At 61.1% G+C, this 23471-nt stretch carries 20 protein-coding genes and 2 pseudogenes; 7 read left to right on the top strand and 15 right to left on the bottom strand.

Translation table 11 applies throughout. The features are described from left to right. Positions 1-2 precede the first annotated feature (2 nt). The 7 genes from HB680_RS20025 to HB680_RS19995 form a co-directional block, all read right to left on the bottom strand. Positions 3-182 (bottom strand): hypothetical protein, encoded by a 180-nt coding sequence (locus HB680_RS20025; RefSeq protein ID WP_213940253.1) that lies wholly within the window; start codon positions 180-182, stop codon positions 3-5. Then, complete coding sequence (locus tag HB680_RS20020) at positions 179-1309, bottom strand: PepSY-associated TM helix domain-containing protein (protein ID WP_213940252.1); 1131 nt, start codon at positions 1307-1309, stop codon at positions 179-181. Before HB680_RS20020 ends, HB680_RS20025 begins: the two co-directional genes overlap by 4 nt. A 72-nt stretch (positions 1310-1381) precedes the next feature. Further along, complete coding sequence (locus HB680_RS20015) at positions 1382-3820, bottom strand: TonB-dependent siderophore receptor (RefSeq protein ID WP_213940251.1); 2439 nt, start codon at positions 3818-3820, stop codon at positions 1382-1384. 235 nt (positions 3821-4055) lie between these two features. Continuing rightward, complete coding sequence (locus HB680_RS20010) at positions 4056-5027, bottom strand: FecR family protein (protein ID WP_213940250.1); 972 nt, start codon at positions 5025-5027, stop codon at positions 4056-4058. After that, complete coding sequence (locus HB680_RS20005) at positions 5024-5542, bottom strand: RNA polymerase sigma factor (RefSeq protein ID WP_213940249.1); 519 nt, start codon at positions 5540-5542, stop codon at positions 5024-5026. Before HB680_RS20005 ends, HB680_RS20010 begins: the two co-directional genes overlap by 4 nt. Before the next feature lie 315 nt (positions 5543-5857). Further along, complete coding sequence (locus tag HB680_RS20000) at positions 5858-6565, bottom strand: 3'-5' exonuclease (RefSeq protein ID WP_213940248.1); 708 nt, start codon at positions 6563-6565, stop codon at positions 5858-5860. Continuing rightward, the gene (locus HB680_RS19995) at positions 6562-8496 is read right to left on the bottom strand and encodes a putative nucleotidyltransferase substrate binding domain-containing protein (protein WP_218627748.1); all 1935 of its coding nucleotides are present in this window, start codon (positions 8494-8496) and stop codon (positions 6562-6564) included. Before HB680_RS19995 ends, HB680_RS20000 begins: the two co-directional genes overlap by 4 nt. Positions 8497-8755: 259 nt before the next feature. Between HB680_RS19995 and HB680_RS19990 the strand changes: the two genes are divergently transcribed. Further along, positions 8756-9202 (top strand): response regulator, encoded by a 447-nt coding sequence (locus HB680_RS19990; RefSeq protein ID WP_213940247.1) that lies wholly within the window; start codon positions 8756-8758, stop codon positions 9200-9202. A 27-nt stretch (positions 9203-9229) separates the two neighbouring features. Here HB680_RS19990 and HB680_RS32880 read toward each other — a convergent pair. Both HB680_RS32880 and HB680_RS19985 read right to left on the bottom strand, forming a co-directional pair. Continuing rightward, positions 9230-9331 (bottom strand): annotated as a pseudogene (locus HB680_RS32880) (metal ABC transporter ATP-binding protein); the annotation flags it as partial. A 63-nt stretch (positions 9332-9394) separates the two neighbouring features. Beyond that, entirely contained in the window at positions 9395-11572 is a 2178-nt protein-coding gene (locus HB680_RS19985) for a malate synthase G (RefSeq protein WP_213940246.1), read from the bottom strand. Between the two features lie 537 nt (positions 11573-12109). Here HB680_RS19985 and HB680_RS19980 point away from each other — a divergent pair. Next, positions 12110-12628, top strand: a complete 519-nt coding sequence (locus tag HB680_RS19980) for a glycine cleavage system protein R (RefSeq protein ID WP_192416792.1) — start codon at positions 12110-12112, stop codon at positions 12626-12628. Between the two features lie 217 nt (positions 12629-12845). Here the strand turns inward: HB680_RS19980 and rarD are convergent, their stop codons facing one another. The 5 genes from rarD to HB680_RS19955 all read right to left on the bottom strand — a co-directional run bounded on the left by rarD (position 12846) and on the right by HB680_RS19955 (position 18760). Continuing rightward, the gene (gene rarD / locus HB680_RS19975) at positions 12846-13733 is read right to left on the bottom strand and encodes an EamA family transporter RarD (RefSeq protein ID WP_213940245.1); all 888 of its coding nucleotides are present in this window, start codon (positions 13731-13733) and stop codon (positions 12846-12848) included. Positions 13734-13909: 176 nt separating this feature from the next. Then, positions 13910-14884: a serine/threonine protein kinase gene (locus HB680_RS19970; protein ID WP_213940244.1), complete on the bottom strand. Its 975-nt coding sequence runs from the start codon at positions 14882-14884 to the stop codon at positions 13910-13912. A 209-nt stretch (positions 14885-15093) separates the two neighbouring features. After that, positions 15094-16995: an alkaline phosphatase PhoX gene (locus HB680_RS19965; protein ID WP_213940243.1), complete on the bottom strand. Its 1902-nt coding sequence runs from the start codon at positions 16993-16995 to the stop codon at positions 15094-15096. A gap of 58 nt (positions 16996-17053) precedes the next feature. After that, a complete protein-coding gene (locus HB680_RS19960) occupies positions 17054-17818 on the bottom strand; it encodes a TOBE domain-containing protein (RefSeq protein ID WP_213940242.1) in 765 nt (254 codons plus the stop codon). 201 nt (positions 17819-18019) lie between these two features. Then, a complete protein-coding gene (locus HB680_RS19955; protein ID WP_213940241.1) occupies positions 18020-18760 on the bottom strand; it encodes a ComF family protein in 741 nt (246 codons plus the stop codon). 91 nt (positions 18761-18851) lie between these two features. Here HB680_RS19955 and bioB point away from each other — a divergent pair, with 91 nt between their 5' ends. Continuing rightward, a complete protein-coding gene (bioB, locus tag HB680_RS19950; protein ID WP_213940240.1) occupies positions 18852-19907 on the top strand; it encodes a biotin synthase BioB in 1056 nt (351 codons plus the stop codon). A gap of 38 nt (positions 19908-19945) precedes the next feature. Here bioB and HB680_RS33120 read toward each other — a convergent pair. Further along, positions 19946-20011 (bottom strand): annotated as a pseudogene (locus HB680_RS33120) (DUF4381 domain-containing protein); the annotation flags it as partial. 69 nt (positions 20012-20080) lie between these two features. Between HB680_RS33120 and bioF the strand changes: the two are divergent. The 4 genes from bioF to bioD are packed head-to-tail and all read left to right on the top strand — an operon-like array spanning position 20081 to position 23465. Then, positions 20081-21259, top strand: coding sequence for an 8-amino-7-oxononanoate synthase (bioF, locus tag HB680_RS19945; protein WP_213940239.1), 1179 nt, complete (start codon positions 20081-20083; stop codon positions 21257-21259). Then, a complete protein-coding gene (locus HB680_RS19940; RefSeq protein ID WP_213940238.1) occupies positions 21252-21983 on the top strand; it encodes an alpha/beta fold hydrolase in 732 nt (243 codons plus the stop codon). Before bioF ends, HB680_RS19940 begins: the two co-directional genes overlap by 8 nt. Further along, positions 21976-22788 (top strand): malonyl-ACP O-methyltransferase BioC, encoded by an 813-nt coding sequence (gene bioC / locus HB680_RS19935; RefSeq protein WP_213940237.1) that lies wholly within the window; start codon positions 21976-21978, stop codon positions 22786-22788. The genes HB680_RS19940 and bioC overlap by 8 nt, the downstream gene beginning before the upstream one ends. Then, a complete protein-coding gene (gene bioD, locus HB680_RS19930; protein WP_213940236.1) occupies positions 22785-23465 on the top strand; it encodes a dethiobiotin synthase in 681 nt (226 codons plus the stop codon). Before bioC ends, bioD begins: the two co-directional genes overlap by 4 nt. The last annotated feature ends 6 nt before the right edge of the window (positions 23466-23471 follow it).

Below are 23471 nucleotides of genomic sequence, written 5' to 3'. Positions count from 1 at the left end.
AGTCAGCGGCGTTGCAGTAAGCCGCGCAGGGCCAGGGCGGCGGGGATGCCCAGGCCCAGCCAGCTCAACGCATCCCAAACCCCATCCCCCAGCAATGCGGAGAACAACCCCGCAGCACTGAGCAGCGCAATCACCGTCGGCGTCGCAAAGACTTTCCAGAAGTTCGACTGCCTGGGTTTCATGCCGCACGCTCCACTTTCGCGAGCACCGGTTTCGCCGCTCTGCGCCGCACCACCCACAGATAAACCCCGCTGCCGAGCACGATGATGGTCAGCACATCCAACGTCGCCCAGAGGATTTTCATCGGCATGCCGCCGTAGTCACCGAAGTGCAGCGGTTGTGACATGCCCATCGCGTCCATGTACCACGGGCGCTCGGCCACGGCGGTGACCTTCAGCGTACTGGCGTCGATCAGCACCGGGGTCAGCAGGTGCGAGGTCAGATGCGTGCTGCCTTTCATGAACACCGCGTAATGGTGTTCGCTGGAAAAACGCGTGCCGGGGAAGGCGATGAAGTCCGGTTGCATGCCCGGCGCGACGTCCTTGGCGATGTCGAGCAAACGAGTGGCGGGCGCCAGTTGCGTCAGCGGCGGCGCATCGCGGTAAGGCGCGACCATCGCGCTCAGGCTGTCGTTGCGCCACGCGGCGATCAGCAGGTCGGCGCAGGCACTGATTACACCGGTCACGCCGACTACCAGCGCCCAGGTCAGGGTCACCACGCCAATCAGGTTGTGCAGGTCGAGCCAGCGCAGGCGGGTGGATTTGTCCTGGCGCACGGTGGCGAATTTCAAGCGGCGCATGAACGGCAGGTACAGCACCGTCCCGGAGATAATCGCCGCCACGAACAGGATCCCCATGAACGCCAGCAGCAACTTGCCCGGCAGCCCGGCGAACATGTCCACGTGTAGACGCAACATGACCATCATCAGCCCACCGTTGGCCGACGGCATCTCCAGCGCTTCGCCGGTGCGGGCGTCGAGCATGAAGGTGTGGGACGAATTTGGCTCGGTGCCGGCGGTCTTCGCCATGATCGCGATCATGCCGTTGGGGTCTTCATCGTCGTAGCCGAAATACTGCATGACGTCGCCCGGACGATGTTTCTCGGCAGCCGCCACCAACTGCTGCAAATTCAGCTGTGGCGTATCGGCCGGCATGACCTTCAATTCGGCGGCATCGCCCAACAGGTGGTCGATCTCGTGGTGGAAGATCAACGGCAGGCCGGTCAGGGCCAGCATCAGCAGGAACACCGTGCAGATCAGGCTGGTCCACGTGTGGATGCAGGACCAGCGGCGGATGGTTTTGCTTTTCATTTCTTGGCCTTCAGAAAGACCAAAGCCGTCCTCGAAGGACGGCTTGGTCATAGCGCGTGTCAGGTCAGGCGATTACCACTTGTAAGTGGCGCTGGCGACGACGCTGCGTTGGTCGCCGTAGTAGCAGTAGAAACTGTCGCACGTCGAGATGTAGTCCTTGTCGAACAGGTTGGTGGCGTTCAGTGCCAGCGACGCACCTTTCAGGCTGTTATCCAGACGACCCAAGTCGTAATGCACGGCCGCGTCGAACACGGTGTAGGCGTCAGCCTTACCCAGCCAGGTGTTGCCCTGGTCGCCATAAGTGTTGCCGGTGTAGCGCGCGCCAGCGCCGATGCCGAAACCGTCCAGCACGCCGTTGTGCCAGGTGTAATCGGCCCACAGCGAGGCTTGCTGGTTGGGCATCAGTTGCAGGCGATTGCCTTTGAAGTCACCTTTCTGCACTTCGGACTTGGCCAGGGTGTAGGCGGCGATGATCTTCAGGTTGTCGGTCACGTCGGAAACCGCTTCCAGCTCCAGGCCCTTGACCTTCACTTCGCCGGACTGGCTGGTGATCGGCACGTTACCCACGGTAGTGGTGACCGCCACGTTTTTCTGGGTCAGGTCATACACGGCTGCGCTGAGCAGCGTGTTGCTGCCCGGTGGCTGGTATTTGATGCCCAGTTCCCACTGTTTGCCTTCGGTCGGCTTGAACGAATCGGTCGGCGAAGCGGTGGCATTGCTGGTGGGCTGGAATGACTCAGCGTACGACAGGTAAGGCACGAAGCCTGAGTCGAACACATAGCTGATCGCCGCGTTGCCGCTGAATGCCTTGTCACGCTCGGTGTTGGTGGCATCGCCCTTGTTGAAGAACTTGGTGCCGGTGTGAACCCAATCCTCACGGCCGCCCAGGGTCAGGCGCCATTGGTCGAGGGCCATTTGGTCCTGGACATACACGCCGGTCTGCCGGGTTTTCTGATCATAGTCATAGAACGCGGTGGAACGATCCGGGCGCGTGATCGGCAATCCGTAAACCGGGTGGTTGACGTTGACGTCCGGCGCGGAGCCGAAGATCGACAGGTAATTGGTGTTGTTGCGCTGGTGATCCAGGCCGATCAGCAGGGTGTGGCGAATATCGCCCGTGGCGAAGTCGCCCTGGAAGTTGTTATCCACGGCGAACTGGCTGATGTCCTCGTCGACATTGGTGGTGCCGCGCCCGGTGTTGCCCTGGTCGTCCACAGAGAAACCGGCAAATTGCGGGCTGTAGCTGTTGACGGTGATGGCCTGGAAGGACAGGTCCGATTTGGTGTAACGCAGGTTCTGGCGGAACTGCCAGACATCGTTCAAGCGATGTTCAAAGGCATAGCCCAACGAGTAATTGGTGCGGTCGTAGTACTCGTAGTTCGGATCGCCCAGGTTCTTGTGGTGGGAGATTTCGCCGAACGGCATGTTGATCTTGGTGCCCTGGATCGAGTGGAACTGGCTGGTGATCCCGGTATCGTCACGGGTGAACTGCGTGAGCAAGGTGAGCTTGGTGTCTTCGTCGATGTTCCAGGTCAGGCTGGGCGCGATGTTGTAGCGCTTGTCATCGATATGGTCGATCTGGGTGCCGCTGTCACGGATCACACCGCTGATGCCGTAGAGGAACTGCCCGGCGTCGTCGATCTTGCCGGTGCTGGCGAAGTTGATCTGACGGTGATTGTCGCTGCCGTATTGCACCTGGATTTCGCTGCTGGCCACATCGCTTGGACGGCGGCTGACCATGTCCAGCAAACCGCCCGGCGGGGTCTGGCCGTAGACGGACGAGGCCGGGCCGCGCAATAGCGCGAGGCGGTCGAGGTTCCAGGTTTCCTGTTTCGGGTTGGCATACACGCCTTTTGGCAGTGGCAGACCGTCGAGGAACTGAGTGGGTTCGAAGCCGCGTACCCGCAGCCAATCGGAACGGGTATCGCTGCCGAAACTGCTGGCGGTGATGCCGGGCATGTAGCGCACGGCGTCATCCAGGCTGTGCACGCTGCGGTCGTCCATCTGCTGGCGGGTGGCGACGGAAATCGAACGCGGTGCTTCGACCAGCGCAGTGTCGGTTTTTGTGCCAGCCGCCGTGCGGGTTGCCAGGTAGCCGGTCGCCGGGCCCCAGGCACTTTCAGCATTTTGCACACCAATGACGGAAGTTTCCGGCAACGCCATCACGCCCTCGGGCACGGCCACCAGGCTGTAGGTGCCGGTGCTGCTCTGTTCCAGTTGCAAACCGGTGCCGCGCAATGCTTCACGCAGGGCGCCAGTAGCGTCGAACTGGCCGTTGACCGGGGCCGACGTCTTGCCCGCCGCCAGGGACGGATTAAGTGACAGCGCCAGGCCAGCCTGGCTGGCGATCTGGTTCAGGGTGCTGGCCAACGGCGCGGCCGGCAAGTTGTAGGCGCGAACGCTTGACGCCTGTTCGGCGGCGATCAGTTGGCTGCTGGCCAGGGGGGCACAAAAGGCAATGGCGACCGCCAGCAAACTGGGGCGCAACAAGGTGTCGAGCGAACGGGACATACAGCGGCTCCTGAAAGGGAATACTTCTCAATTGCCTAGGTGCCGAACGAGAATCCAAAAGTGATAGGGCTGGATGAAAATAATTTTGATTCGTGATTTGCGGTGTGGCTGCGGGCCTCTTCGCGGGCAAGCCTCGCTCCTACCGGGTTTATGCCGTTCACCGAATCATCGGTCGGCACAACAACTGTAGGAGCGAGGCTTGCCCGCGAAGGCGGCAGAACAGACGCCGCAGAACTCAGGGCTTAACGTCAGCCTTCGCCACCGTCACCCACCACGCCGTGTGCTGTTCAATCTGCACTGGCAAGGTCGGCAGCAGCGCGCTCAAGGCCTTGTCGGTGTCGTGCAGCGGAAAGCTGCCGGTGATCCGCAGGTCGGCAATCTCCGGCGCCACGCCCAGATGCCCACGACGATAGCGGCCGAGTTCATGCACCAGGTCTTCCAGGCGCGCGTTGTCCACCACCAACATGCCGCGGGTCCAGGCGTCGGCGCCGAGGTTGAGCGCGACGATCGGCCCCAGGCCGTTGCTGCGCATCAGCACTTGCTGGCCTTCGCGCAGGATCTGTTCTTCGGGACTCGATTGCGGATGCGCCGCCACCGCCGATTTCAACACGCTCAGCCGCGTGCCTTCTTCTTCGCGCTTGACCAGGAACCGCGTCCCCAGCGCGCGCATGCTGCCTTCGCGGGTTTCGACGATAAATGGCCGGGCATCGCCATGCCCGGTTTCGACGAGGATTTCGCCTTCCTGAAGGATGATCCGCCGCTGCTTCTCATCGAAGCGCACATCCACCGCGCTGTGGGTATTGAGGTTGATCACGGTGCCGTCGGCCAGGCGCAGGGTGCGTTGTTCGCCGGTGGCGGTGCGCTGGTCGGCCAGCCAATAGTCGATGGGCAGGTAACGGTCACCGGCGAACAGCGCCAAGCCAATCACCGCGACCACACTGGCCAAACCACTGCCGAGCTTGCGCACCCGCCGCCGAATGCTCTCGCGCGATTGCAGCAACGCCGTGCGGGCCGGGCCGCTGGCGACGCTGAAACGTTGGTCGAGCATGCCCAGTTGGCGCCAGGCGCGGGCATGTTCTTCGTGGGCGGCGTGCCATTTGGCGAACTCTTCGCGCTCGATCGGGCTGCCGGAGTCCAGGGACAATTGCCAGGCAATCGCCGCATCCAGCACCTGGGCCGACACCGGTTTGGAACTGGCCGGGCTCATACCGGTTCACCGTACAAGGCGATGTAGCACTGGCGAATGCCCTGGGCCAGGTACTGACGCACCCGAGGCACCGAAACCCCGAGTTTCTCGGCGATTTCGCCGTGGCTCAGGCCATCGAGGCGGTTATAGAGAAACGCCGCCCGGGCCTTCGTCGAGAGTTTGCCGAGCAGTCGGTCGATGGCTTTGAGGTCTTCAAGGATCATCTGCTGTTCTTCCACCGACGGTTGTTCGCCTTCGGGGATCAGCATCAGTTCGGTGAGGTAGGCCTGTTCCAGCGCGGCGCGGCGGAAATAGTCGAAAAGCAGGCCCTTGGCGATCGCCACCAGAAACGCCCGGGGTTCACGCGGTTCCTTGAGTTCGTCACGCCCGAGCAGGCGGACAAAGGTGTCCTGGCTCAGGTCTTCGGCCCGTTGCGGGCAGGCCACATTGCGTCGCAGCCAGGCCAATAGCCAACCGCGATGGTCGCGATATAACGCACCGACGAGCTCGCTGTGGGGGCCTTGGACTGACGACACGTAGCATCACCGATTGGGAAGTGTTAACTAACGAGAATAGTTCGCGATTGTGTCAGAGGTGGGGGAGGTAAGCAATTAACGCTGGTCGGGTGGCTGCGGGAAGTCAGGTTGTGAGTACGACTTGGGATCGCCCCCTCACCCTAACCCTCTCCCCAGAGGGGCGAGGGGACTGACCGAGGTGTCTATTTGAGCTACATCGACCTGAGAGCCCGAGTCGAACTCAGGTTTTGAAAAGCTTGAAGATCGGCTCCCTTTCCCCTCTCCCCCTTGGGGAGAGGGTTGGGGTGAGGGGTGGCTCTTGCATTCACCACAATTTCAGAACGAAGGCGCCCGCTGCCGCCGCTTCCACTGGCTGATCCGCTGTTGCAGATTCAACGGGCTATGAATCTGCTGCTGCCGCGCGCGGCTGAACAGAATCAGCGCGAGCTCCGCCGTGGCCAACGCATCGGCACTGGCGTGATGCCGCTCGAACACTTCAAGCTTGAACCAGTCAATCCACTCATCCAGCCCGGCCTCGCGGAAATTCGCCTGCGGGCAGAGCAGCGGTGCGATGTCGGCTACATCCAGGAACGGATGCTGCAACTTGTAGCCCAAATGATCTTTCAGCGCGCGCCCGAGCATGTGCTGATCGAATGGCGCATGAAACGCCAGCACCGGACTGTCGCCGAGGAACTCCATGAACTCCAGCAGCGCCTCGGCCGGATCGCTGCCGGCGGCAATCGCGCTGGGCCCCAGGCCATGGATCAACATGCTCGGTGCCAGTTTCAGATCGACGCATTGCAGCGTGCGTTCGAATTGCTGGCTGAAATCGATCGCGCCGTCCTCGATCACCACGGCGCCGATCGACAACACCCGATCCTTGTTCAGGTTCAGTCCGGTAGTTTCCAGATCCAGCACCACCCAACGCTGCTCGCGCAGGCTGCATTCGCCGAGCTCAGCGCCAATCGGCAAGCGCTGCAAACGCTGTTGCACATCCTCCGGGAGCAGCGGGGTTGCCGGGCGCAGCCATGAAAACAGGCTCATAGCTGATATCGCAGGGTCAGGCTGCTTTGCAGGCGTTGGGCCTGGCGCAGGGATTCACGCAGGATGCGGCGGTCCAGATGATTCAAGCTGTCGGGATCGACGCGGTTGGAGTAGGGCAAATTCTCCCGAGTCTGTAGCTGATGTTGCTGCATGCGGGTTTGCTGAATGAAGTGATACGCCTCTTCGTACGCCGCACCGTCCAGTCGGTCGATGACTTCTTTATCCACCAGTTGCCGAAAGCGCTCCTGGGTGTTGTTGGCTTCGATGCCATTAGCCAGGGCCAGCAATCGGGCACCGTCGACAAACGGCGTCAGGCCCTGGACTTTCAAATCCAGCGTGGCTTTCTCGCCATTCTTGCGCGCCAGCACAAACTCACGGAATCGTCCTACGGGCGGACGGTTGCGCAACGCGTTCTCGGCCATCATTCGCTGGAACAAGCGGTTATCCGCGACCTGATCGAGAATCCCTCGACGCAGTTGCTCGCAGCCTTGCTCGTCGCCCCAGACCACCCGCAAGTCGAAATAAATGCTCGAACCCAGCAGGTTCTCCGGCGTCGCTTCGCGAATAAACGCCGCGAACCGCCGCGCCCACTCGGCGCGGGACAAACACAGCTCGGGGTTGCCGGCCATGATGTTGCCCTTGCACAGGGTGAAGCCGCAGAGGGCCAGGCTGTGGTTGATCTGCTGGGCGATGGGCAGCAGCTTGCCGCGAATCTCGGCGGCGTGCGCGGCGTCCCGGGCTTCGAACAGAATGCCGTTGTCCTGATCGGTGTGCAGCGTCTGCTCGCGCCGGCCTTCGCTGCCGAAACACAGCCAACTGAACGGCACGCCAGGGTCGCCTTTCTCGGCGAGGGTCAGCTCGATCACCCGGCACACGGTGTGGTCGTTGAGCAGGGTGATGATGTGGGTGATCTGGGTCGAGGACGCGCCGTGGGCCAGCATGCGCTCCACCAATTGCCCGATCTCGCCGCGCATCGCCACCAGGTTTTCGACTTTCTGCGCGCTGCGGATGGTCCGCGCCAGGTGCACCAGATCGACCCGCTGCAGGGAAAACAGATCGCGCTCGGACACCACGCCACACAGGCGATGATCCTTGACTAGACAGACGTGGGCGATGTGCCGTTCGGTCATGGCAATCGCCGCGTCAAAAGCGCTGTGATCCGGCGTCAGGAAAAACGGCGCCCGGGTCATGTGGCGTTCGATGGCTTCGTTGAAATCACTGGTGCCTTGCGCCACCACATGACGCAGGTCGCGCAGGGTGAAAATCCCCTGCGGCGCTTTCTGCTCGTCGACGATCACGATGCTGCCGACCTGCTGCTCGTGCATCAGGGTCACGGCTTCACGCAGCGGTGTGGCCGGGCTGCATGTCACCGGATGCCGCATGGCCAGTTCGCCCAGCCGGGTGTTCAGGGAATATTGCGTGCCGAGGGTTTCCACGGCTTTTTGCTGGACTTGCTGGTTGACCTGATCCAGCAGGCTGCTGACCCCGCGCAGCGCGAAGTCGCGAAAGGTATTGGAGAGCGCGAACAGCTTGATGAACGCGAGTTTGTTCAGTTGCAGGCAGAAGGTGTCTTCGGCGGCCAGGTGCTCGGTGCGGGTTGCCCGCTCCCCGAGCAGCGCGGCGAGGGGGAAACACTCGCCGGTGGTGATTTCGAAGGTGGTTTCGGTGCCGCCCTTGGCCGTGTGCGGACGTTCGCCCACCACTCGGCCCTGCTTGACGATGTAGAAATGCTCAACCGGGCCGTCAGCAGGTTTGATGATGCTGTCGCCGGGCGCATAAAAACGCAGCTGACATTGCTCCACCAGGTAGGCCAGGTGGGCGTGTTCCATTTGATTGAAGGGCGGGAAACGCTGGAGGAATTGCAAGGTGCCCTGGATGTTCTGCAATACCGCGGTTTTCCCTGCCAGGGTGAAGGCGTCCGCTTTACTCATCACTATTACCGCAGTCTTTTTGAATTGTTGTTGTCGGGTCGTTCAAGCATGGTCGGCCCCTGCGGGCGGGGTGCCCATTGGACGTAAGTCTAGGTAGTCGCAGAATTTGTCTATATTTCAGAGAGGTCCTGCACAAACTGTGCGATAAACCTCTCAATTGGCCTCTATGAAATATTTCCGACGAAGTGCACATTGAAGCTCTGCTTAGCGATGTCTGACCACTGTGCTAGGGGATCGAATTGAAAACGTAGAGAAAGCCATGTCCGACCACGATATTTTGAGTGACGCCGAGCGCGAGGCGCTCAGTGCGATCATGCTGGAACCTGATCTTCCGCCGCAGCGGGTGTTGATCGTCGATGACGACAAGGATGCCCGGGAGCTGCTATCGGAAATCCTGGGTCTGGACGGCGTACGCTGCATGACCGCCGCCAGTGGCGAAACCGCGCTCAAGCTATTGGACACAACACCTTCGATTGGTCTGGTGATTACTGACCTGCGGATGGGGAATGTGGATGGCCTGGACTTGATCCGCCAAGTGCGTGAGTCGGTCCGGGCGGCGATGCCGATTATCATTGTGTCCGGCGATGCCGACGTGAAGGACGCGATCGCCGCGATGCATTTGAGCGTGGTGGATTTTCTGCTCAAGCCTGTGGATACCGGCAAGTTGCTGGAACTGGTGAAACATGAGTTGGGGATGGAGCCGTAGCTCAAATTCGACAGCGCTACACATTCCCTGTGGGAGCGGGCTTGCTCGCGAAGAGGGAGTGTCAGTCGATGTAGAAGTTTGCTGACACACCGCCTTCGCGAGCAAGCCCGCTCCCACAGGGGAACGCATTCACAAACAAAAAGGCCCTGATCCGAAGATCAGGGCCTTTTTTTGTCCGGCATCAGCGCTCAGTTACAGGCCATTGGCAGCCTTGAACTCGCGACGACGACGGTGCAGAACCGGCTCGGTGTAGCCGTTCGGCTGCTTAGTGCCTTCGATCACCAGTTCGACCGCCGCCTGGAAGGCGATATTGCTGTCGAAGTTCGGTGCCAGCGGACGGTACAGCGCGTCATTGGCGTTCTGGCGGTCAACCACCGGCGCCATGCGCTTGAGGCTTTCCATGACCTGATCTTCAGTGACGATGCCATGACGCAGCCAGTTGGCGATGTGCTGGCTGGAGATTCGCAGCGTCGCACGGTCTTCCATCAGGCCGACGTCATTGATGTCCGGCACTTTCGAACAACCCACGCCCTGGTCGATCCAGCGCACCACGTAACCGAGAATGCCCTGGGCGTTGTTGTCCAGTTCGTTCTTGATCTGTTCTGTGGTCCAGTCCGGATTGACGGCCAACGGGATGGTCAGAATGTCGTCCACCGATGCGCGCGCACGTTTGGCCAGTTCAGCCTGACGGGCGAACACGTCAACCTTGTGGTAATGCAACGCGTGCAGCGCAGCAGCGGTCGGCGACGGAACCCAAGCGGTGTTGGCACCGGCCAATGGGTGTGCGATTTTCTGTTCGAGCATCGCCGCCATCAGGTCGGGCATGGCCCACATGCCTTTACCGATCTGGGCGCGACCTTGCAGGCCGGTGCTCAAGCCGATATCGACGTTCCAGTTCTCGTAGGCGCCGATCCATTTCTCAGCCTTCATGTCGGCCTTGCGCACCATCGGGCCGGCTTCCATGGAGGTGTGGATTTCGTCGCCGGTGCGGTCGAGGAAACCGGTGTTGATGAACACCACGCGTTCGCTGGCGGCCTTGATGCAGGCCTTGAGGTTGACCGTGGTGCGGCGTTCCTCGTCCATGATCCCGACTTTCAGGGTGTTGCGCGGCAGGTCGAGCACGTCTTCAATGCGCCCGAACAGCTCGTTGGTGAACGCAGCTTCTTCCGGGCCGTGCATCTTCGGCTTCACGATGTAGACCGAGCCGGTACGGCTGTTCTTGCGCGAGCTGGTGCCATTCAGACTGTGGATCGCCGCGAGGCAGGTCACCAGACCATCAAGAATGCCTTCGGGCACTTCGTTGCCTTGACTGTCGAGGATCGCGTCGATGGTCATCAAGTGGCCAACGTTGCGCACGAACAACAGCGAACGACCGTGCAGGCTCAGTTCCTGACCATCGACGCCGGTGTAGGTGCGGTCGGCGTTCATGGTGCGGGTAAACGTCTGACCGCCCTTGGAGACTTCTTCCGACAGATCGCCCTTCATCAGGCCGAGCCAGTTGCGGTAGATCACCACTTTGTCATCGGCATCGACAGCGGCGACGGAGTCTTCGCAGTCCATGATGGTGGTCAGCGCGGCTTCCATCAGGATGTCTTTGATGCCGGCGGCGTCGGTCTGGCCGACCGGGGTGCTGGCGTCGACCTGGATTTCGAAATGCAGACCGTTGTTTTTCAGCAGGATCGCGGTCGGTGCCGAGGCGTCGCCGTGGAAACCGATCAACTGGGCGTCGTTGCGCAGGCCGGTGTTGCTGCCACCTTTAAGGGCGACCACCAGTTTGCCGTCAACGATCTTGTAGCCGGTGGAATCGACGTGAGTGCCGGCGGCCAATGGCGCCGCTTCGTCGAGAAAGGCGCGGGCGAAAGCAATAACCTTGTCGCCGCGCACCTTGTTGTAGCCTTTGCCTTTTTCCGCGCCGTCCGCTTCGCTGATGGCGTCGGTGCCGTAGAGCGCGTCGTACAGCGAACCCCAGCGGGCGTTCGAGGCGTTGAGCGCGAAGCGCGCGTTCATCACCGGCACCACGAGTTGCGGGCCGGCCATGCGGGCGATTTCGTCATCGACGTTTTGCGTCGTTGCCTGGAAATCGGCCGCTTCTGGCAGCAGATAACCGATGTCTTGCAAGAAGGCTTTGTAGGCCACGGCGTCGTGTGGTTGACCGGCGCGGGCTTTATGCCAGCCGTCGACACGAGCCTGGAAATCATCGCGTTTGGCGAGTAGGGCTTTGTTCTTCGGCGCCAGGTCATGAATGACCTTATCGGCACCGGCCCAGAACTTATCGGCGGTGAGGCCGGTACCGGGAATGGCTTCGTTGTTCACGAAGTCGAACAGGACTTTGGCGACCTGCAGGCCACCGACTTGAACGTGTTCAGTCATTGCTTGCCTCACTCTGCTCAGCTATTTCGCTTTTCAGCTCTTCAATTTTGACAATGAAGCCTCTGGCCATTTAAACCACAAACCCGTCTACCAGTACATGCCATTGCGGGCGGCTGGGGTTGGTCCAATCAACGGCTTGAGGCCTTGCTGACAGGGCTTTCAGGGTTGCGACGGCGCCTGGGCAGACATCGATCCAACGTTATGTAGTGCGCGCTGCGGCATACTACATGATGAATTGCGCTTGTGAAAATTAGACTAATTACGTCGTTCTGCGACCCCATGACGCATTGCAGTCATGTCGGGGAACGGGATGTTCTCAAAAAACTATTGGATTGTTCCAGTTAAATATAAAAACTTGTACACGATTTGTGTTTTTGCAGGGATGTCGGTGGTGTCCCATTCGCGGGCAAGCCTCGCTCCTACAGGGTTACGCAATCCCTTGTAGGAGCGAGGCTTGCCCGCGAAGACGTCAGCCAATTCAGCGCCGAAACAACCCTTGCCTATACTTCTTTTTCTATAACAAAAGAGGGCTGCGCCATGGACCACCTCGTACTCACCGTATTCGCACCGGACAAGCCAGGGCAGGTCGAGCGCATTGCCCAATGCATTGCCGAACATGGCGGCAACTGGCTGGAAAGCCGCATGTCGCGCATGGCCGGGCAGTTTGCCGGGATTCTTCGGGTCGGCGTGCCGGCCGAAGCCTACGACGAATTGGTCGATGCCCTGCAAGCGTTGTCCACCCATGGCATTCGCGTATTGATTGCTGAAAGCGGCATCGAACAATCCTGCACCTGGAAGCCGATCGCCATGGAGTTGGTGGGCAATGACCGGCCCGGCATTGTGCGCGATATCACTCGGCTGTTGAGCGAGCAGGGGGTGAATCTGGAGCGTCTGGTCACCGAAGTGCGCCCGGCGCCGATGAGCAGCGAGCCGCTGTTCCACGCCGAAGCGATTCTCGCGGTGCCGCTGACTCTATCTTTGGATGTGCTGCAATCGCGCCTGGAAACCCTGGCCGATGACTTGATGGTTGAATTGGTGCTGCGCAGCGATCCCTGACTCAGGGTTATCCAAGTTATACGTGCACCTGCCTGTGGATAACCTGTAGAGACACCGCGCCAGGCCACGCCGGCAGCGGTTCTTCAGGATCTGATCAAAAAACCAGCAGTTTCAACAAGTTGCACACAAACGCCGGGGATCACGCTGTGGATAACCTTGGGAAGGATTGATGCAGACCACGCGGAACGTGGCCTGTGGAGGTTTGTACGTTTTCTGATCAGCTGCGACGACGCATGCTGATCACCGCATCGACGCTGTAAATCGCCAGGCCCGCCCAGATAAACATGAACGCCACCAGGGTGCTGGACGACAAGTGTTCGTTAAACAGCAGCACGGCTTGCAGCAGCACCAGTGTCGGCGCCAGGTACTGGAGAAATCCCAGCGTGGTGTAGGGCAAATGCCGCGCAGCCGCGTTGAAACACACCAGCGGCACCAAGGTCACCGGACCGGCCGCTACCAGCCACCAAGCCTCAGACGTGGTCCAGAACGCCGGTTGCGCGCTGGCTGCCGCTGGATTGAACAGCAACCAGGCCACGGCAATCGGCACCAGCATCCAGGTTTCCACCACCAGCCCGGGCAACGCCTTGACCGGCGCCTGTTTGCGGATCAGCCCGTAGAAGCCGAAAGTCAGGGCCAGCACCAGCGATACCCACGGCAGACTGCCGACCTGCCACACCTGCTGTGCCACGCCCACCGCCGCCAGCCCCACCGCCAGCCATTGCATGCGCCGCAGCCGTTCGCCGAGGATCAGCATGCCCAGCAGCACGTTCACCAGCGGATTGATGTAGTAACCGAGGCTGGCTTCGAGCATGCGGCCGTTGTTCACCGACCAGACGTAAGTCAGCCAGTTGGCCGCGATCAGCGTGCCGCTCAGGGCCAGGATCGCCAGGCGTTTCGGGTTATCCCGCAACTCTTGCCACCAGCCTGGATGTTTCCAGACCATCAGCAGCAAGCCACCGAACAGCGCGGACCAGAGCACCCGGTGGATGATGATTTCTACGGCCGGCACCGAGGCGATGGCTTTGAAGTAAAGCGGGAAAAGTCCCCAGATGATGTAGGCACTCAGACCCAGGATGTACCCGCGACGCGGGTTGGCGGCTTGCATGCAGAATCCTTGCTTAGGCAGCTAACAAAGGGGGGATTGTAAGGAGATTTGCAGGAATGGTCGCGGGCCAATGTGGGAGCGGGCTTGCTCGCGAATGCGGTGGGTCAGTCAACATATTTGCCGAATGACCCACCGCATTCGCGAGCAAGCCCGCTCCCACAGGGGGATTGGGTGTGTCAGAAAAGTTTCAGAGGTTCTTCGTTGAGTGCAGAAAGCTGCTCGCGCAACGCCAACACCTGATCGCCCCAATACCGTTCACTGCCGAACCACGGAAAACTATGCGGGAACGCCGGATCATCCCAGCGACGCGCCAGCCACGCGCTGTAGTGCATCAGGCGCAACGCGCGCAGCGGTTCGATCAGCGCCAATTCCCGCGGATCGAAGTCATGAAACTCGTTGTAGCCGTCCATCAACTCCGACAACTGACCGAGACATTCCTGACGATCCCCGGCGAGCATCATCCAGATGTCCTGCACTGCCGGGCCCATGCGGCAATCGTCGAGGTCGACGATGTGGAACATCTCGTCGCGGCACATCATGTTGCCGGGGTGGCAATCGCCATGCATGCGGATGTTCTGGTGTGGGGTGGCCTTGTAGACCTCTTCCACGCGCTTGAGCAGGTCGCGGGCCACGGACTCGTAGGCCGGCAGCAGGCTTTTCGGCACGAAGTTGCCTTCGAGCAGGGTGTTCAGCGAATCGTGTCCGAAGTTCTTCACGCCCAACGCTTCGCGGTGATCGAACGGTTTGGTCGCGCCGACGGCGTGCAGGCGCCCGAGCAATTGGCCCAGGCGATAGAGTTGATCAAGATTGCCCGGCTCCGGCGCGCGGCCACCACGGCGAGGGAACAGGGTGAATCGGAACCCGGCGTGTTCATGCAGGCTGGCGCCGTTGTGAATCATCGGCGCGACCACCGGCACATCGCACTCGGCGAGTTCAAAGGTGAACTGGTGTTCTTCGAGAATCGCTTCGTTGGTCCAGCGCTGTGGGCGGTAGAATTTGGCGATCAGCGGCTCGGAGTCTTCGATGCCGACTTGATAGACGCGGTTTTCGTAGCTGTTGAGCGCCAGAATGCGCGCGTCGCTGAGAAAGCCGATGCTTTCGACGGCATCGAGCACGAGGTCTGGGGTGAGGGTTGCAAACGGGTGGGCCATGCTGACTCCTGCGCGCAGCAGGCTGCCGCGTCCGGCCAAGCATGGTAGCGCAGACGGGGCTTCTATAGTGTTTGGGCTTGAGATGAGTGTTGTCTGGGCGGACGCCTTCGCGAGCAAGCCCGCTCCCACATTGGATCTTTGGTGTTCACACTACCTGTGACACACAGGAGATCCAATGTGGGAGCGGGCTTGCTCGCGAAGAGGCCGGATCAGGCGCCGACGACCCCGCCGTCTTCACGGGTAATGGCCATCACCGAAGACCGCGGCTTGCCATTCGGCAGATGCTCAGGGAACGTCGAGCCACCGTTCTCCCCTGGATGCTGAATCCCGACAAACAACGTCTTCTGATCTGGCGAAAAGCTGATCCCCGTCACCTCGCAACCAATCGGCCCGACCATGAACCGTCGGATTTCCCCGGTGACCGGGTCGGCGCAGAGCATCTGGTTATTGCCCATGCCCGCGAAGTCACCGGCATTGCTCGAATCGCCATCGGTGAGAATCCACAACCGGCCGGCCTTGTCGAACCCCAAGCCATCCGGGCTGTTGAACATGTTCTGCGGGGTGATGTTCGACGAACCGCCCTTCGGCGTGCCGGCATGCACGCCCGGATTGCCAGCGACCACGAACAAATCCCAGGCAAAGCTTTTCGAGCCGTGATCATCTCGGTCGGTGCGCCAGCGCAGGATCTGCCCGTAAACGTTTTTCTCCCGTGGGTTCGGGCCGCCGACCGGTTGGCCGTCTTCGCCGCGCTTGGCGTTGTTGGTCAGGGTGCAATAAACCTGGCCGTCCTTGGGGCTGACGACGATCCATTCCGGACGGTCCATGCGCGTGGCATTGACCACGCTGGCGGCGAGGCGCGCGTGGATCAGCACTTCGGCCTGATCGGCAAAACCGCTGCTGGCGTCGATGCCATTCTTGCCGTGGGTCAGTTCGATCCACTGGCCCTGGCCTTTCGGGTGATCGGCATTGCCGTCGCCGGCGTCGAAACGCGCGACATATAACGTGCCGTGGTCCAGCAGCTCGCGGTTAGCCTTGGGGTTGCGGTGGTTGATCTTGTCGCGGCTGACGAATTTGTAGATGAATTCGCCGCGCTCATCGTCGCCCATGTAGACCACGGCACGACCGTCGTTGGTTTCGGCCAGGGCGGCGTTTTCATGTTTGAAGCGGCCCAGAGCCGTGCGTTTGACCGGTGTCGATTGCGGGTCGAACGGGTCGATTTCCACCACCCAGCCGTGACGGTTGAGCTCGTTGGGATTCTTCGCCAAGTCGAAACGCGGGTCGTGTTGGTGCCAGTTGATGTCCTTGCTCGCGGCCACGGCACCGTAGCGTTTTTGCGCGGCATCGAACTTTTGCTCGGCGTTGCTGCTGCCGAAGCAATCGGTGAAGTTCTCTTCGCAGGTCAGATAAGTGCCCCACGGCGTCTTGCCGTTGGCGCAGTTCTGGAAGGTGCCGAGGACTTTCTTGCCGTGCTTGTCGGCGCTGGTCTTGAGCAATTCGTGACCGGCGGCCGGACCGCCGAAGCGCAAGGTCGAGTTACCGTGAATGCGTCGGTTGTAGCGCGAGCCCTGGACGAATTCCCACTGGCCACGGCGACGCTGCACTTCAATCACCGAGACACCTTCACAGGCCAGGGCCTTGCGCACGTCTTGCGCCGATTGCGGCATGCCGCCGTGAGGGTAGAGGTAGCGGTAGTTGGTGTATTCGTTGTTGATCGCCATCAGCGCCCGGTCTTTTTCACCGGGAAACTCGAACAGGCTCATGCCGTCGTTGTTGTCACCGAACTGGACTTCCTGAGCCTGGGCGGTGCCGTTGCCGCTGGGGTCGAAGGCCGGACCGTTTTTCTGCAGAGGCTGGCCCCAACTGATCAACACCGAGGATTTGTAACCCGGCGGCAGGGTGATGGCGTCGGTCGTGGCGGCGGCGATGCTGTTGAAACCCAACAGTTTGCTCGAGCCGGCACTGACACTGGCGGCGAGCACGCTGCGACTCAGCAGGTTGCCGCCGAGGAACATTGCTGCACCGCAGAGGGCGCCAGCGCTGATGAAACCACGACGGCTGAGGCCGACCATTTTTTCCAGGTCGGTGGATTGGTTTTCTTCTAGTAGGTTCACATCAGGCTCCCTGCGGGTTTTTGCAGTCACCTTAAGGAGCGTCAGTGAAGGTTTTGTTTCAGAGCGGCGTGCCCAGCAGCACGTTGGACGGCGCGAATTGCACCAGCACCGGTCGGTCGATGCCCAGGCCGGAGGTCTTTAAATGCAGCGGCTCCGCCAGGGCGCAGAGTGTCTGGCCGTTGGGCAGGCCGATGCGCACTTCGCTGGGGCCGTCCTCGGCATCGAGAATCTCCTTGATAATGCCCTTCAGGCAATTGTTGCCAAGTGTTGCAGCCTGCTCGATGGCCTGCAATTCCAGCCATCCGGCCTTGATCAACGCGACCACTTCGGTACCGCTTTGCAGTTCCAGGTGCAGGGTGCTGTCGTGGGTGATCTGCGCGTCGATGTTCAAGCCTTCGGCCAGTTCAAGGCGAATGCGGTCGTTGCGCCCCTGGGATTCGATCGCCACGACCTTGCCGTGCAACTGATTGCGCGCGCTGGTGCGCAGCATCAGGCGACCGAGCAGGTCGAGGTCGCTGGCGTCTTCGGCGGCTTCCAGCACTTGGGCCTGCAACACTTGCAGCTTTTGATACAGGCGCAGGACGCGTTGACCTTCTTCGGACAACTTCGCGCCACCACCGCCCTTGCCGCCGACGCTGCGTTCCACGAGTGGTTTTTGCGCCAGGTTGTTCAACTCGTCGATGGCGTCCCACGCCGCTTTGTAACTCAGGCCTGCGCTTTTCGCGGCGCGGGTGATCGAGCCTTGTTCGGCGATGTGTTGCAGCAGGGCGATGCGCTGCGGGCGACGGACAATGTGCTGGGACAATAAGGTAGGCAGGGACATGGCGAGTGCTTTGGGCGGTGGTAATGGGAGGACGTTGGCGGCTTGGGGCTTGGGAGTCAAGTCAGTTGCCCAATCGTCCAGTTGTACTCAACCCCTGTGGGAGCGGGCTTGCTCGCGAAGGCGTCGGCACATCCAGCAATGATGTGACTGACAGATCGCTTTCGCGAGCAAGCCCGCTCCCACAGGGTTTGTGTTGTTCAGTTAAACCGTGTCGCCGGGTTTGGGTGTGCGGGCCAGGCAATAAACATCAACCCGGGCGGCACCGGCGTTCATCAACAAACGCGCGAGGGTTTGTGCGGTGGCGCCGGTGGTCAACACATCGTCGATCAGGGCCAGATGAAGGCCTGAGACGGACGCACCGGGGGCCAGGGCAAAGGCGTTACGCAAGTTTCGCTTGCGCGCTTCGGCCTTCAGTTGCTGTTGGGCGCTGGTGTCCTGAATCCTCAGCAACAGCGTTTCGTTGCAAGGAATGTCCAGGTTTTCACTCAGCCACCGCGCAAGCATCGCCGCTTGATTAAAACCCCGCTGACGCAGGCGTTTGGTAGCCAGCGGCACCGGAACCAACGCATCGGGTCGCTCCAGGTCTTCATCGAAGCGATGTTGCAGGAACTGCGCAAGAAGTTCGCCGAGCAGGCGCCCAAACGGCCACTTCGCGTTGTGTTTGAAACGAGTGATCAGCGTGTCCAGCGGAAAGCTGTAAGTCCACGGCGCCGCCACGCGTTCGAAGGCCGGCGGTTGTTGCAGGCATTGGCCGCACGTCAGGCCGGACGCGGGCAAGGGCAGGGCGCAGGTCTGGCAGTGATCGCCAAGCCAGGGCAGCTCGGTTTCGCAGGCTGTACAGATGGGTGTTTTGTCATCGGCAGGCTCTGAACAGAGCAAACAGGATTGTTTGTTTTTTAACCAGATGTAAACCGGTCCTTCGTATCGTGGTTGACAGCGCATCGCTCTTCCTTAAATATGCCGAACATCCGTGTCGCGCCTGTGGGTATTCCGTTCCCCAGCCGCTTGCCAAGCATAAATCAAGGAAACGCCCATGAGCGCCAGCACCTCTGCAACCCTGCGTCATGACTGGTCTTTGGCCGAAGTCAAAGCACTCTTCGTTCAGCCATTCAACGACCTGTTGTTCCAGGCGCAGACGGTGCACCGCGCGCATTTCGATGCCAACCGGGTTCAAGTTTCGACCTTGTTGTCGATCAAAACCGGCGCCTGCCCGGAAGATTGCAAATATTGTCCGCAGTCCGGTCACTACAACACCGGCCTGGAAAAAGAAAAACTGATGGAAGTGCAGAAGGTCCTCGAAGAGGCCGCTCGCGCCAAGGCTATCGGGTCGACCCGCTTCTGCATGGGTGCGGCGTGGAAGCACCCGTCGGCCAAAGACATGCCGTACGTGCTGGAGATGGTCAAAGGCGTGAAAGCCATGGGCCTGGAAACCTGCATGACCCTCGGTCGTCTCGACCAGGACCAGACCGAAGCCCTGGCCCAGGCCGGCCTCGACTACTACAACCACAACCTCGACACCTCGCCGGAGTTCTACGGCAGCATCATCACCACCCGCACCTACGGCGAGCGCCTGCAAACCCTGGCTTACGTGCGTGAATCGGGGATGAAGATCTGCTCCGGCGGCATCCTCGGCATGGGCGAATCCCTCGACGACCGCGCCAACCTGCTGATCCAACTGGCCAACCTGCCGGAGCATCCGGAGTCTGTGCCGATCAACATGCTGGTGAAAGTCGCCGGTACGCCGCTGGAAAACGCCGATGACATCGACCCGTTCGATTTCATCCGCATGCTCGCCGTGGCCCGCATCCTGATGCCGCAATCCCACGTGCGCCTGTCCGCCGGCCGCGAAGCGATGAACGAGCAGATGCAAGCCCTGGCGTTCTTCGCCGGTGCCAACTCGATTTTCTACGGCGACAAACTGCTGACCACCGCCAACCCGCAGGCCGACAAGGACATGCAACTGTTCGGGCGCCTGGGCATCCTGCCGGAAGCGCGGGAAGAGCATGCCGATGAAGTGCATCAGGCGGCTATCGAACAGGCGTTGGTTGAACAGAAGAGCAGCGAGCAGTTCTACAACGCTGCTGTTTGAAGCGTTCATCGATCCTTCTGACTGAATGCAAATCCATGTGGGAGCGAGCTTGCTCGCGATGACGGAGTGACATTCAACACTGATGTTGACTGGGCCGACGCCATCGCGAGCAAGCTCGCTCCCACAGGGGATTGTGCAACTTTCGCACTCTGTGATCTGACCTCGAGGCCTGCATGTCTTTCGATCTCGCCGCACGCCTTGCTGCCCGTCGTGCCGAAAATCTCTATCGCCAACGCCCGCTACTCGAAAGCCCCCAGGGCCCGGAAGTGGTGGTCGATGGTCAGCCATTACTGGCGTTTTGTAACAACGATTACCTGGGCCTGGCCAATCATCCGCAAGTGATCGAAGCCTGGCGCGCTGGCGCGTCCCGTTGGGGCGTCGGTGGCGGCGCTTCGCACCTGGTTATCGGCCACAGCACGCCGCATCACGAGCTGGAAGAAGCGCTGGCCGATCTCACCGGCCGCCCGCGTGCGTTGCTGTTCACCACCGGTTACATGGCCAACCTCGGCACGGTCACCGCGTTGATCGGGCAGGGCGATACGGTGCTGGAAGACCGGCTCAATCACGCATCGCTGCTGGATGCGGGTCTGCTATCCGGCGCGCGGTTCAATCGTTATCTGCACAACGACGCCGATAGCTTGGCCAAGCGCCTGGAGAAGGCCACTGGCAACACGTTGGTGGTTACCGACGGCGTGTTCAGCATGGACGGCGACATCGCCGACCTGCCGGCGCTGGCCCGGGAGGCCAAGGCCAAAGGTGCGTGGCTGATGGTCGACGATGCCCACGGCTTTGGTCCGCTGGGCGCCAACGGCGGCGGGATTGTCGAGCATTTTGGTTTGAGCCAAGAGGATGTGCCTGTATTGGTCGGCACGCTCGGCAAGGCGTTCGGCACGGCCGGGGCGTTCGTGGCGGGCAGTGAAGAATTGATCGAGAGCCTGATCCAGTTCGCGCGGCCCTACATTTACACCACCAGTCAGCCGCCAGCGCTGGCCTGCGCCACGCTGAAAAGTCTCGAATTATTGCGCAGCGAGCATTGGCGGCGCGAGCACCTTAATGTGCTGATCCGTCAATTTCGTCGAGGTGCCGAGCAGATCGGCCTGGAACTCATGGACAGCTTTACCCCGATCCAACCAATCATGATTGGCGATGCGGGCCGCGCGGTTCGACTCTCGCAGATGCTGCGCGAACGCGGCTTGATGGTCACCGCGATCCGTCCGCCCACCGTGCCGGCCGGTAGCGCGCGCCTGCGAGTGACCCTGACCGCCGCCCACAGCGAAGCGCAGGTGCAGCTATTGTTAAATGGACTGGCCGATTGTTTTGCACAACTGGGACCGGAGCCAAGCCATGCGTGATCGACTGATTCTGCTGCCCGGTTGGGGCCTCGGGATTTCGCCGCTGGAGCCGTTGGCGGCAGCCTTGCAGGGCTTGGATGAACACCTGCGGGTCGAGATCGAGCCGTTGCCGGAGCTGGCGTCAGGCGAGCTGGAAGAATGGCTCGATGAACTCGATTCGACCGTACCTCAGGATACCTGGCTCGGTGGCTGGTCTCTGGGCGGCATGCTCGCATCCGAGTTGGCGGCGCGGCGCGGTGATCGCTGCTGCGGTTTGCTGACGCTGGCGAGTAACCCTTCGTTTGTCGCCCATGAACAATGGCCGAGCGCGATGCCCGGTGAGACCTTCGATGCGTTTCTGGCCGGTTGCGGTGCCGATCCGCGCATGACTCTGAAACGGTTCTCGCTGCTCTGCGCCCAAGGTGCTGAAGACCCGCGCGGGCTGTCACGGCTGTTGCTCGGAGGCGCGCCGCATACGTCGACACAAGTCTTGATGAGTGGCCTGGAAGTCCTCGCGCAACTGGATACCCGGCAAGCGCTACAGGCGTTTCGTGGCCCGCAATTGCATCTGTTCGCCGGTCTCGACGGGCTGGTCCCGGCCGAAGCGGCGGGGGACTTGCTGGCGTTGTTGCCGGATGTCGAAATCGGCCTGATCGAACAGGCCAGCCACGCGTTTCTTCTGGAAGACCCTCACGGTGTGGCGGGGGCGATCCAGGCCTTTTTGCATGAGTCCGGTGATGACTGATTTATCCCTTCCCAAGCTACCGGGTGGTTTGCCCGACAAACGTCAGGTGGCCGCCTCCTTTTCCCGCGCGGCGGCCAGCTACGACAGCGTGGCTGAATTGCAACGGGATGTTGGCAGCGAGTTGCTGCGCCGGTTGCCCGATGATTGTGTGCCGGGTCGCTGGCTGGACCTGGGTTGCGGCACCGGGTATTTCAGTCGTGCGCTGGGCGAGCGTTTTCCTGTGGGTCACGGCGTGGCGCTGGACATCGCCGAAGGCATGCTCAATCACGCGCGGCCCTTGGGCGGCGCAACGCACTTCATTGCGGGCGATGCCGAGCGATTGCCATTGCAGGAGTCGACCTGCGACCTGATCTTTTCCAGCCTCGCGGTGCAGTGGTGTTCGGACTTCGACTCGGTGCTCAGCGAAGCGTATCGGGCATTAAAACCAGGCGGCGTTTTTGCGTTTGCTAGTCTGTGTGTCGGCACGTTGTACGAATTGCGTGACAGCTGGCGCCAGGTGGATGGCATGGTGCACGTCAATCGCTTCCGCGAGTTCGAGACTTATCAACAGCTGTGCGTGGCCAGTGGCTTGCAGGTTGTCAGTCTGCAAACCTGTCCACATGTGCTGCATTACCCGGACGTGCGCAGCCTGACCCATGAACTCAAGGCGTTGGGCGCGCATAACCTGAACCCTGGCCGGCCGGGCGGTTTGACCGGCCGGGCGCGAATCCTCGGCCTGGTCGAGGCGTATGAGCAGTTTCGTCAGGCAAAAGGACTGCCGGCGACTTATCAAGTGGTTTATGCCGTGTTGGAGAAACCCTTATGAGCGCAGCCTATTTCATCACCGGTACTGACACTGACGTCGGCAAGACAACGGTCGCCGCCGGTTTGCTGCATGCCGCACGTTCCGCCGGTTTGAGCACCGCGGCGGGTAAACCGGTGGCCTCGGGTTGCGAGGTGACCCCCAAGGGTTTGCGCAACGCCGATGCGTTGGCGTTGTTGGCGGAATGCTCGCTGCCGCTGACGTATGCGCAGGTCAATCCGGTGGCGTTCGAACCGGCCATCGCTCCGCACCTGGCCGCGCGGGAGGCGGGCATCGCGCTGACGGTGCAATCCTTGTTGACGCCGATGCGCGAAATCCTGGATATGCACGCGGACTTCACGTTGATCGAAGGTGCCGGTGGCTGGCGCGTGCCGTTGGCGGATCAGGATAATCTGTCGGACCTGGCTATGGCGCTGGACCTGCCGGTGATTCTGGTGGTCGGCGTGCGGCTGGGTTGCATCAACCATGCGCTGCTCACGGCTGAGGCGATTGCGAACGACGGCCTGCAGTTGGCCGGATGGGTCGCCAATATCATCGAGCCGAAGACCTCAAGGCTGGAGGAAAACCTCGCCACGTTGGCCGAGCGCATACCCGCGCCGTGCCTGGGCCGGGTACCGAAACTCAAGTCGCTGACGGCGGAGGCGGTGGCCGAGCATCTGCAGCTGGATCTGCTCGATTAATGGTTT

The organism is Pseudomonas sp. dw_612, from assembly GCF_018449725.1.
GTDB lineage: Bacteria > Pseudomonadota > Gammaproteobacteria > Pseudomonadales > Pseudomonadaceae > Aquipseudomonas.
This window is presented reverse-complemented; position numbering and strand designations above follow the sequence as displayed.